Here is an 11,116-nt window from a genome sequence, read left to right as displayed (position 1 = left end):
GACCGGGGGTGGCGCAGGCGCGACCGGGGGCGGTGCCGGCGCGACCGGGGGCGGCGCAGGCGCGGTCGGGGGCGGCGCAGGCGCGGCCGCCGATGGCGCCGGAACCGGCTGGGGCGGTGCCGGCGGAGGCGTGGGCGGGCCAGCGATGCCTGGGGGCGGCTCCGCCTCCGGCCGCAACGCCCCGCCGCCCTCGAACACCACCTCGACGGCCGGCGGCGGCAGGTCTCGCACCTCGCGCGGGGGGGCGATGAAATACAGGGCCAGCAGCCCGTGCAGCAGCAGCGAGGCCAGCAGCCAGGCCAGAATCCATCTCCGCCGCCCCGACCCTTGCGGCAGCAGCCGGCCGAAGGGGTCGCCCCCGCCGGCCGGCAGCGGCGCCGGGTCGCGGCGGACCGCCACGCGTGGCGTGGCCTGGAAGCGAGGCAACGTTCTGAGGGACGGCTGGGAAGCGTCTGGCACGGTGCCTGATATGAAGCGCCACCCGCCATAGAGCATCCCGCGCCGCCACGGAAATCAGCCCCCAGTGAAGACGCCAGTGAAGACGCCGGTGAAGACGCGGGTGACGGGCGGGGTGACCTGCCCCCTCAGGCCGCCCGCAATTCCGCCCCGCCATCCAGCACGCCGCGCGCCACCAGTTCCTCGAAGCTGCCCGCATGCGCCACCTTGCCTCGCTCGATCACCAGGATGCGGTCGGCGCCACGAATCGTCTCCAGCCGGTGCGCGATGACGATTCGCGTGCAGGTCAGGGATGCCAGCGTGCGCGTCGTCACCGCCTGGGTTGCCGGGTCCAGCGCGCTGGTCGCCTCGTCCAGGATCAGCACATCCGGCTTGTTCACCAGCGCGCGGGCCAGCAGCAGCCGCTGCACCTGGCCGCCCGAGAGCACATGCGCCGCATCGGCGATCGGCGTGCGCAGGCCGAGCGGCATGGCGCGCACATCCTCGGCGATGGCCGCTGCCGCCAGCGCCTGCCAGATCTGCGCCTCCGTCGCCTCGCTGAAGCCGCGCAGCACATCCAGCAGCGCGCCGGGCGGCAATTGCGCGCCTTGCAGCACCGTGCCGATGCGTCGCCGCAACAGGCCGAGGTCGAGCGAGACCAGATCCTGCCGGTCGAAGGTCACGCTGCCGAAGCGCGCGCGTTCCAGCCCCAGCAGCAGCCGCACCAGCGTGGATTTGCCGCAGCCGGAGCGCCCGACGATGGCGACGAACTCGCCCGGCTCGATGGACAGGTTCAGGCCGGAGAACAGCGGCGTATCCGCACCCTCATAGCCGAAGGCGACATTGGTCATGGCGATGCGCCCGGTCAGCCGGCCCGGGTCGATCCGCCCCGCCGTCGGCTCCGGCTGCGCCTGCAACATCGGCAAGGCGTAGCTGCGCATCGCATACAGCGGATAGAAGCCTGTGAAGGCCTGGCCCAGCCCATTGGCGGCGCCATTGGCGATCATGAAGGCCATCAGGAAGCCGACCACCGCGGCGTTGTTCGGCGCCTCGGCGCCTGACATGAACAGCAGGAACAGCAGGCCCACGCCGAAGAAGGACAGGAAGGCGGCGGCGGAGGCGAGCCAGGTATCGATATGCTCCTCCACCAGCTTGGTGCGCCGCATGCCGACGAAGCGTTCCGCCCAGGCGCCGAGCAGCCGGTGTTCCACGCCGGCCAGGCGCAGCTTGGTGATGCCGCCCACCGCCTCGATCGCCAGGCTGTCCGCCGCGCCGGAAAGCTGCTGCCCGGTCTGCTGCACGCGGGATTTCAGGATGCCGCCGGCCACCGCAATGCCGATCTGCACCCCCAGCAGAGCCAGCGCCACCAGCGCCCCGATCGGGTGGTACAGGAACAGCATGGCCATGGAGGTCGCCAGCGCCGCGCCATAACCCATCACGGACAAGCGAAAGCCCTGCACACCGAGCGGCAGGGACAGCGCCACATTCAACCGGGAGGAGATTTCGGAGGGCGTGAATTTCCGCAGCACCGGCATCGGCAGCCGCAGCAGCCGGTCCCACAGCCCGGCATGCAGCGGCGCTTCCGCGGTCGCCGTCAGCCGGTGCTTGGCGATGTCGCCCGCCATCTGCACGACGAAATTCGCCAGGCCCACACAGGCCAGCGCAATGCCCAGCTCCACCAGCCCCATCCGGTTGCCGCCGGGAATCAAGGACCCGGTGGCAAACGACATGGCGATCGGCATGCCGAGCCCAAGAAAGGCGCCGAGCAGCGCCGCCCCCAGCGCCAGCCCGCGATCGCCGCGATTGGGCAGCACGAAGCGGCCGAGATCGGTGACGGTCAGTTGCTGGTCCGACAGCGGCTCGATCATCGTCCAGGCGCGCGGCGCGAGGCGATCCGCCAGCGCCGCGTTCACCGGCTGCGCGGGCATATCGAAGCCCTGCAGCACATAGCCGCCCTTGCGCGGCAGCAGCGCCACCGGCTCCCCCTCCAGATGTCCCAGCAGCGGCCCGAGGTTGCGGCGCCACCATTCCGCCGGCAGCCCCACCGGCCGCAGCCGCAGGCCGGAGGCGCGGGCGATCTCGTCCATGGTCGGCGGCGTGTCGATATCCTGCTCCCGCAGCCGGGTCGGGCGCTGGATGCGCGGGCGCATGCGGGCGGCCTTCGCCACGGTGACCATGGCCTGAAACAGCGGCTCCGCCGGCCCGGCTTCCACCGGCTTCGCGGCCACCTGCGGTGCCGGCGCGTGCAGCAGCGCGGCGGCGAGGTCCGTGGTGCGCTGCGCGGCTTCCGCATCCTGCTGGGCACGCTGGCCGAGCCGTCCGCCTTCATCGATCTCGGCCAGGCTGCGGAGGCTTGGCAGCATGGCGACGCAGGCATCGGTGAAGGCGGTGATGCCCTCCTCCGCCGCCGCCATCAGGGAGGGTGGCGGCGCGCTGAGCACCAGCGCGTCCAGCTCCACGCCGGCCACCAGCCAGCCCTCCGGCGGCAACGGCAGCAACCCGCCGACCGGTTCCAGCCCCAGCAGCATGCCGCAGCCGGGCGGCAGTTCCAGCCACACGCCTTGGCCGCGCGCGGTGGCGGATTGGCGCTCCGCCAGATGCAGCCGGCGCCCCGGGCGGGCCACCTTGTCGATGTTGGAGGGGCGCCACAGCCGCGCGCCCAGCCCGCCGGCGAGTGCGGCGGCCCAGAGCTGCATCGCCTCGACCTGCGCCTGGTGCCCGCCCAGCGCCGCAAGCTGCGGCAGCCGCCGCAGCCGCGCCCCGGCGGCCGGGCGCAGCACCAGGCATTCCAGATCCGGCCCGTGCCCCACCACCAGCGTGCCCGGGCCGATGCGGCCGACGAACAGATGCGGGCCGGGCGGCGCCTGCCCCGGTGCCCACGCCTCCAGCCCGCCCTGGGCGGCGAAGATATCGGCCTCCCCGGCTTCTAGCAGCCAGAAGGCGCCGGTTTCCGCCAGGCTGCGCGGGGGCTGCTGGAAACTGGGGTCGGGCGGACCGGGCAGGCCGGGGGGTACGAAGGCGTCCATCTCAGGCCCCCATCTCGGCCATGGCCGGCAGCATCAGCGTGGCAAAGGCGCCGCGCCGCGCCGCGAGTTCGGCGGGCGGCCCCATCTCCACGATGGCACCGCGCTCCATCACCACCACGCGGTCACAGTCACGCAGCGGCGCCAGGCGGTGCGCGACGACCAGCATGGTGGCGCCGCGCCGGCGGATGTTGGACAGCAGCTCCGCCTCCGTCTGGTCATCCAGCGCCGCGGTCGCCTCGTCGAACAGCAGGATGCGCGGGTCCTGCACCAGGGCACGCGCAATCTCGATGCGCGCGCGCTGGCCGCCGGAGAGGTTGGTGCCGCCGCCGGCAATCGGGAAGGCGTAGCCCTCCCGCCGCTCCAGGATGAAATCGTGGATGACGGCATCACGCGCCGCGGCGTGCAGCCGTTCCTCGGATACGGTGGGGTCCCACATCGCGATGTTGTCGCGCAGAGTGCCAGTGAACAGCGTGGCGGTCTGGTCCACCACCTGAAGGGACTGGCGCAGCACCGCGCGGGGGATATCGCGCAACGGCTTGCCATCCAGCAGCACCTGCCCCGACCACGGCTCATGCAGCCCGGCGGCCAGCAGCGCCAGCGTGGATTTGCCGGAACCGGAGGCGCCGACGATGCCAACACGCTCGCCTGGCTCCACCACCAGCGAAACGCCGGAGATCAGCGGCGCGGCGCGGCGCGAATGGCCGAAGGTGACGTCGCGCAATTCAATGCGTCCATCCAGGCGGCGGATCAGGCGTGGCGCGGCGGGCGGCTTGGTGAATTCCTCGGCCAGCGGATGCTGCAAGGTGTCGTCCAGCAGGCGCAGGCTGGCGCCGGCTTCCTGCATGCGCGGGCCGAGCTGCACCAGGCGCCCGACCGGCGAGAGGAACACCGCGAGCAGGAACTGGAACGCCACCAGCCCGCCGATCGACATCTGCCCGCCGATCACCAGCCCGCCACCAATGGCCAGCGAGGTTGCCGCGGCAATGGCGGTCGCCAGCCCCGGCAAATGCCGCAGCGCGGTGCGGCCCAGCATCAGCGATTGCCGCAGATTCAGCGCACGCGCGCGGCGCGCCATCAGCCGGTCGAACAGCAGCGCCTCGCTGCCGCTGGCGCGATAGCTTTCGATCATGCGAAGCCCCTGCTTGGCCTCCGCCGCCTCCATCGCCTGTTCGTTCATCAGGCGCTGCTGATCCTCCTTCAGCCGGGCCGAGAGGAACACCAGAGCCAGGGCCAGCGACGCGGCGGCGGCGAGCGCCACCAGGCCGAGCCGCAGGTCGAACAACAGCAGTACCGCCAGGTAGATCGACGCCATGATCAGCGCCAGCATGGTGCCGCCGATCTCGCCCGCGACGATGCCGGCGACGCGGTCGTTCAGCATGACGCGATCGGCAATGCTGGCCGGTCCGCGCTGGCCGTAGAAGGACATCGGCAGGCGCAGCACGCGTTCCATGAAGCCGATGCCACCCGCAACGGCGACACGGGTTTCCAGATTGTGCTGAAGCGTTTTCTGCATCCAGGTGCACAGCGCCGCGAAGGCCCCGACGCCCAGCATCACTAGCAGCATCGGCCACAGCCACGCGATCACGTCGGCGGACAGGATGCGGTCCATGAAGACCTGGCGGAAGGACGGGCCGAGCACGCCCGGCAGCGCCAGGATCACGCTGATGCCAATGGCCAGCAGCACCGCGCGCCGGCAGCCGCGCAGCCGGTCCGCCAGGCCGCGCATGGCGCTCGGTGGCGCGCCGCCCTTCTTGAAGTTCGGCCCGGGCTTGATCATCAGCACCACGCCGCTGAACTGCCGGCGCAATTCGCGATCATCCACGCGGCGACGGCCGCGCGCCGGGTCATTCAGCTGCCAGCCACCGCCGCGCCTGCCCTCCAGCACCAGAAAATGGTCCATGCCCCAATGCAGGATGACGGGGCCCTCGACGCTGGCCAGCGCTTCCGGCTCGCCACGTACCGCGCGCACCTCAAAGCCCATCTCGCGCGCCGCGGCGGCGATGTGCTTCGCCTTGCTGCCGTCGCGGGAGACGCCGCAGCGCGCGCGCAGATCCTCCAGCGTCAGCCACAGCCCGTGATGCGCGGCGATGATGCCAAGCGCCGCGGCGCCGCATTCCGCGGCCTCGATCTGCAGGATGGTGGGGGTGCGCATCGCCTAGCGCGCCGCGACATGCGTGGCTGACGGGATGGCGGAGACCCGCACATCCTCCCCCAGCCAGCGTTGCAGCGCGGGCAGGCCGAGCGAGATCATCCGCACATTCCGCACCGTGGCCTGCATCGCCACCGGCGTGCCACCCTCGATGGTGAAGGGCGGGCCATTGCCGGCGGACCAGCGCAGCCCGCCCTGCGCGTCGCGCTCCATCACGATGTTCACCTCGAACAGCGTGCGCTGGTTGCGCTGGAATTCCGTGACCAGCGCGTCGTTCTGCAAAGTTCGCAGCATGCCGGCGGAGGAAGCCGGCGTATCCGCCACCCGCACCACGCGGCCGACCAGATAGCCATATTCCTGCTGTGGCGCCGTGGCTGGCGAGAGCTCAACCGCCATGCCCGGCTGCAGCTTCTTGCCATCCTGCGCGCCGACATAGATCAGGCCGACCAGCCCGCCGGCCTCCGCCCCCGGCACGTCGCTGCGGACCAGCGTCAGCAGCGGGCCGCCGCGGCTGACCACCTGGCCGGTATTGGCCTTCGCCTCCACCACCCGCCCGTCGAAGGGCGAGACGATGGCGCCCATGCGTCGGATGCGTTCGTTCAGCGTGGTCACCTGGCGTTCCGCCTGCGCGACGCGCTGATCCGCCAGCATCAGATCCTTCTCGCGCTGCGTCTGCCGCATGGCGGCATCCAGGCCGAGCACGCGATGGTCGTTGCGCACCGTCTCGATCTGGTCGCGGATGGTGAACAGCTCGACCTGCGCGCCGATCGCACGATCCCGCGTGGCTAGCGAACGCGCCGCCAGGTCACGCACCACCTGCTCGCGTTCCGTCATCAATCGCAGGCGTTCCTGCGCTGATCGCAGGGTTTGCGTCAGACCCTCCTCCCGCGCCATGCGCCAGGCGCGGTCGGCCTCCGCATCGCGTTCCTGGAAGCGCAGCACCTCGGCGCGCGCCGCCTGCGCGTCCCGCAGTTCACCCTCCGCCGCGGTCAGCAGCAGGCGTTGTTCCGCCTGGTCCACCACGGCGACGATGCTGCCGGCGGTGACGGTATCGCCCGGCGCCACCAGCATCTCCACCACGCGGCCTTCGGTGTCGGAGACGATGTCGGTCAGCCCGCCGGCCGAGAGCAGAATCCCCTGGCCGCCGATCTTTACCGGCACATTCGTGGTGGCGGACCAGGCCAGCAGCCCGATGACCAGCGCCGCCAGTCCCCACCACAGCACCATCAGCGGCGGCTGCACCACCTCCAGCGCATCCTCGACCACGGTGACGGAGGTGGCGGAGGCGACCGCCTCGGCACGGAAGGGCGGCGGGCTGGCTGGCGCGGTCATGCGGGATGTTCCCCTCTCGAAGCGGGCAGTTCGCTGCAGATCAGAACCTGAACTTCTTCTTGAGGGACTTGCCGACACTCTTCACGGCATTGCCGGCGGACTTGGCAGCGGAGGCCGCCGCATCCGCCGCCGCCTTCGCCTCCGCCGCCGCCCTGTCGGCCACCGCGCGGGCCTCGGACGCGGCACGTTCGGCGGCCGCGCGGGCTTCCGACGCGGCACGCTCCGCCGCCGCACGCGCTTCCGCCTCGGCGCGTTCCGCCGCGGCGCGGGCTTCCGCCTCGGCACGCTCGGCCACCGCACGGGCCTCCGCCTCGGCGCGTTCCGCCGCAGCACGCGCTTCCGCCTCGGCGCGTTCCGCCGCAGCCTGCGCCTCGGCCGCCACCTTTTCCGCCGCCACCTGTGCCTGCGCCTCGGCCAGCGCGGCCGCCCCGGCGCCGGCATCGCCCACCGCGTTCACATCGACCGTGCCGCTGACGCCGAGATTCACACCGCCCAGCAGCAACGAAACCTCGCCGCCCACGCCAATGGTGATCTCGCCATTGCTGTAGCCGGCATCGACCTGCGCGCCGACGCCCGCCGAACCCGGATCGACATACCCGGCCGAGACGGTGCCGGAGCCCTGATCACCACCGATCGTTGCTGCCACTGTGACGGAGGCATAGGCACCGGCCATGATCTCGGCCTCGGTCTGCACACCCTCGATGCCGTAGGAGACACTGCCCTCGACACCAGCCCTGACGCCGACCTCGGTGGTGGTGGTGGTGGTCGCGGTGGTGCCGTGGCCCAGATTGTGCTCGGTCGCGACCTCCACCGTCACGCTGCCGCCAATGCCGGCCGCGGCGGACACGCTGACCCCGGTGACGCCCACCTCCGCCACCACCTGCGCGCCCGCGCCGGCTTCCAGCGTCACGGTGGTGGTGACATTGCCCTCCGTCACGCTGCCGCTGGCATAGACGCCGGCGCCAACGCCCGCGCCGGCACTCGCGCCCGTATGCGTCACCTCATAGCCCGCCCCCGCGGCCCAGCCGGCGCCGGCTTCCAGCGTGACGCCGTTCACCACGATGCTGGTGGAAACCTGGTCGCCGGCCGAGACGCCGCCGCCGACGATCGTCGGGCTGGTCAGGCTCGCGCCATACTCCGCCTCATCCTCCTCGCCACCGCCGCTGGTCGGCGTCGCGGTGGAACCGCTGCCGCCGACGACGGAGGCCAGCGTCGCATCATCCAGATCGGACCAGGTGTTGGTGTCGGGCGGGGTCATGGGAAGCGTCCTGATATGCCTCCCGTTAGTCTGAACCGATCTTCTTTAAGATTAATATACCGGCCCAGTATTTCCGAATGACGACATGAGTACTTCGGTGTGTTTCCTCAGCCGCGCGGCAGCAGCCGCTCCACGCGGAAGCGGTTCTCCCCATTCGCGCGGTCATAGCGCTGCGCATCCGTCATCTCCCGCACCAGGAACATGCCCAGCCCGCCGATGGCGCGGTCATCCAGCGCGGCCTCGATATCGGGGGTCGCCTGCGCGGTGGGGTCGAAGGGCACGCCATCATCGATCGTGGTCATGCTGACATGCAGCCCGGCGGCGCGCGCTTCCGCCGCCAGCTCCACATGGAACTGCGCCGCGATGCCCTCGGGCCAGGCGCAGCGGGCGATGTTGGTGACGATCTCCTCCGCCACCAGGCGCCACTGCATCGCCTCAGGCGCCTCGGCGCCAGCGGCCATCAGATGCGCCTCGATCGCATCCAGCGTGTTTTCCACCGCCTCGGGCGCGCGGTCGCAGCGCAGCCGTATCGCCGCCATGTCAGGGTGCGACGGCAGCAAGGGCGGAAGCTTCGTCATCGCGGATCGTCACCACCTTGTCGAAGCCGGACATGGCGAAAACCTCCCGCACCGTGGCCTGCAAGCCGAACAGGGACACGGCGCCCCGATTGGCCTTGGCCAGCTTCGCCGCCATCAGCACCACGCGCAGCCCGGCGGAGGACACATAGGCCACCTGCGTCATGTCCATCGCGACACGACGGCCCTGGCGCACCTCCGCCGTCAGCTTGCGTTCCGCATCCGCCGCGGTACCGGTATCGATGCGGCCGCTGACCCGGTGGATCAGCGCGTCCCCATGCACTTCGGTGGTCACGTCCATCAGACCGTCTCCTTTTCACGTGCGTGCCAAACGGGGGCCGCTTCCGCCCCGCGCCAATGCAGCGCCACCATGGTGATGTCATCCGCCTGCGGCTCGGTCTCCGCGAAGACCTCGACGCTCTGCGCCACGGCCTCCACGAGGCTGGCGGGTTCGCCGTTGCGTGGATCGGCGACGATGGCGGCCAGCCGTGCATCGCCGAACATCGCATCCCCCGGTCCCATCGCTTCGGTCACGCCATCGGTGAACATCAGCACATGGTCGCCGGCTTCCAGCAGCAGCGTCTGGTCGGCGAAATCGATGCCATCCATCACGCCGAGCGCGATGCCGACCTCGACGGGCAGTTCCCCCTCCCGCCCATCCGCGCTGCGGCGGCGTGGCGCGTTGTGGCCGGCATTGGCGTAGGTCAGCAGGCCCGTGCGGCAATCCAGCACCGCGACGATAGCGGTGGCAAACATCAGCGTCGGGTTGTCCGCCGCCAGCGTGTCATTCGCCTGGGCCAGCGCCTCCGCCGGCGTCGCGCCGCGGCCCATGGCGGCGCGCAGCAGGCTGCGGGCCATGGCGATGAAGATGGCGGCACCGACGCCCTTGCCGGAGGCGTCGCCGATCATCAGGACCAGCCGGTGTTCGTCCAGCATGAACAGGTCGCAGAAATCGCCGCCCACTTCCTTCGCCGGCACCATCGCAGCGTGCAGGCGGAAGCAGGGACGCTCGGGGTAGGTGGTGGGCAGCGACGAAAGCTGGAGCCGCCGCGCAACATCCAGCTCCTCCCGCATCCGGTTGAACTGAAGCCGCTCATCCAGCGCCTGGCGCACCAGCGCCAGGTCCCGCGTGCGTTCCGCCAGCAGCTCTGCCATCGCGCGATGCTGCTGCACCACATGGCCGGACAGCCGCGCGAAGGCCGGGCCGAGGGTCGCGCCCTCGCCTTCCAGAAGCCCCAGGATCTCCCGCCGCGCCGGGCCTTCCAGCACCGCCGTCAGCCGCGCGATTTCCTGCGCGATCAGCGCGCGCTCGCGCAGCCCCGCCAGGCGGTTGCCGGTCTGCAGCCGATCCAGCGCCAGGGTGTTGCTGCGCAGCGCCTCCAGCGCCTCCCCGATCGCGCCGACCTCATCGCCACGGCGGCCGATGGCAGCGGAGGCGAAGATATCGCCGCCGGCCACGGCCTGAAGCGCACGCGCCAGTTCCGTCAGCGGGTCCAGCGCATCGCGGATCACGCCATACAGCGCGCGGCAGGTGACGGTGGCGGCCACCACCAGCAGCGCGAAGGCCACCAGCAGCAGCAGGCGGCGGGATTGGATTTCCGCCGTGGCATCCGCCAGCACCAGGATTTCTCCCACCACCGCACCAGCGGAATTCTGCGCCTGCGTCGCCTCCAGCCGGAACAGCCGGCCGCCCATCTCCAGCGTCCCGCCCGCCCGCAGCGTGCTGGCGCCATCGCGCAGCGCCGGGGTGCTGGCGAACAGCGTGGCGCCGCCGCGATCGCGCATCAGCAGGTCAGCGCCCAGATGCCGCGTGATCTGCCCGAGCGCCGATTCCGCCGGCACACCGAGCGACAACAGGTCGCCTTGCGCCAGGCGCAGGCTGGCGACCAGCAGCACCTCGCCTTCGGCCGCTTCGAAGCCGGCCTGCACCTGGCCCGCAACAAGGTCCCGCTGCAGGGAAGCGGCGCCGCTGGCCAGCGGGTCCGCCGACGCGGGTGCCGCCGCCAGAAGCTGGCCCTGCCCGCCCACCATATCCAGCCGCCCATCCAGGCCGAGCGAGTCACGCAAGGCCGCCAGGCGCTGGCGCAGCGCGGATTCATCCTGCGCGGCGCGCGCAGAGACCAGCGCCTCATCCAGCGCGGCGCCCCGCAATACCGCAACCAGCGGGGCGGCCGCGCGGTCCACCGCCTCACGCAGCGTGGCGGCTTGCAGGCTGGCGCGCAGCGTCGCCGCGCGCTCCTGCCCATCGCGCAGCACCAGCCAGGCCGGCAGCGCGACGGAGGCGGCGACCAGCAGCGTGGCCAGGGCGAACAGCAGCAGGATGCGGGATCGGAGGAGCATG

Annotated in this window: 7 protein-coding genes and 1 pseudogene; all 8 read right to left on the bottom strand. The window is 71.5% G+C overall.

Features of this window, described 5'->3' with window-relative positions; all coding sequences use genetic code 11:
• A pseudogene (locus tag Q8S40_RS07770) lies at window positions 1–399 on the bottom strand (hypothetical protein); the annotation flags it as partial.
• 185 nt (window positions 400–584) lie between these two features.
• A complete protein-coding gene (locus Q8S40_RS07765) occupies window positions 585–3,461 on the bottom strand; it encodes an ATP-binding cassette domain-containing protein (protein WP_305669928.1) in 2,877 nt (958 codons plus the stop codon).
• A 1-nt stretch (window position 3,462) separates the two neighbouring features.
• Window positions 3,463–5,613, bottom strand: coding sequence for a cysteine peptidase family C39 domain-containing protein (locus Q8S40_RS07760; RefSeq protein WP_305669927.1), 2,151 nt, complete (start codon window positions 5,611–5,613; stop codon window positions 3,463–3,465).
• Window positions 5,614–5,616: 3 nt separating this feature from the next.
• Window positions 5,617–6,942, bottom strand: a complete 1,326-nt coding sequence (locus Q8S40_RS07755; RefSeq protein WP_305669926.1) for an NHLP bacteriocin system secretion protein — start codon at window positions 6,940–6,942, stop codon at window positions 5,617–5,619.
• 40 nt (window positions 6,943–6,982) lie between these two features.
• Window positions 6,983–8,200, bottom strand: coding sequence for a hypothetical protein (locus Q8S40_RS07750; protein WP_305669925.1), 1,218 nt, complete (start codon window positions 8,198–8,200; stop codon window positions 6,983–6,985).
• A 107-nt stretch (window positions 8,201–8,307) separates the two neighbouring features.
• Window positions 8,308–8,778 carry an ATP-binding protein gene (locus Q8S40_RS07745; protein WP_305669924.1) on the bottom strand — a complete coding sequence of 157 codons (471 nt, stop codon included), beginning with the start codon at window positions 8,776–8,778 and terminating at the stop codon, window positions 8,308–8,310.
• A complete protein-coding gene (locus Q8S40_RS07740; RefSeq protein ID WP_305669923.1) occupies window positions 8,741–9,076 on the bottom strand; it encodes an STAS domain-containing protein in 336 nt (111 codons plus the stop codon). Before Q8S40_RS07740 ends, Q8S40_RS07745 begins: the two co-directional genes overlap by 38 nt.
• Window positions 9,076–11,115, bottom strand: a complete 2,040-nt coding sequence (locus Q8S40_RS07735) for a PP2C family protein-serine/threonine phosphatase (RefSeq protein WP_305669922.1) — start codon at window positions 11,113–11,115, stop codon at window positions 9,076–9,078. The genes Q8S40_RS07740 and Q8S40_RS07735 overlap by 1 nt, the downstream gene beginning before the upstream one ends.
• Between the last annotated feature and the right edge of the window lies 1 nt (window position 11,116).

The sequence above is a fragment of the Falsiroseomonas sp. genome (assembly GCF_030695085.1).
Taxonomy (GTDB): Bacteria; Pseudomonadota; Alphaproteobacteria; order Acetobacterales; family Acetobacteraceae; genus Falsiroseomonas.
Note: the sequence above shows the minus strand (reverse complement) of the source record. Positions and strands in the feature narration are given on the sequence as shown.

What these genes read in the sequence shown, in the direction of transcription:
- Q8S40_RS07765 (WP_305669928.1), bottom strand. Translation starts at nt 3,461, where the DNA reads ATGGACGCCTTCGTACCCCCCGGCCTGCCCGGTCCGCCCGACCCCAGT.
- Q8S40_RS07760 (WP_305669927.1), bottom strand. Translation starts at nt 5,613, where the DNA reads ATGCGCACCCCCACCATCCTGCAGATCGAGGCCGCGGAATGCGGCGCC.
- Q8S40_RS07755 (WP_305669926.1), bottom strand. Translation starts at nt 6,942, where the DNA reads ATGACCGCGCCAGCCAGCCCGCCGCCCTTCCGTGCCGAGGCGGTCGCC.
- Q8S40_RS07750 (WP_305669925.1), bottom strand. Translation starts at nt 8,200, where the DNA reads ATGACCCCGCCCGACACCAACACCTGGTCCGATCTGGATGATGCGACG.
- Q8S40_RS07745 (WP_305669924.1), bottom strand. Translation starts at nt 8,778, where the DNA reads ATGACGAAGCTTCCGCCCTTGCTGCCGTCGCACCCTGACATGGCGGCG.
- Q8S40_RS07740 (WP_305669923.1), bottom strand. Translation starts at nt 9,076, where the DNA reads ATGGACGTGACCACCGAAGTGCATGGGGACGCGCTGATCCACCGGGTC.
- Q8S40_RS07735 (WP_305669922.1), bottom strand. Translation starts at nt 11,115, where the DNA reads ATGCTCCTCCGATCCCGCATCCTGCTGCTGTTCGCCCTGGCCACGCTG.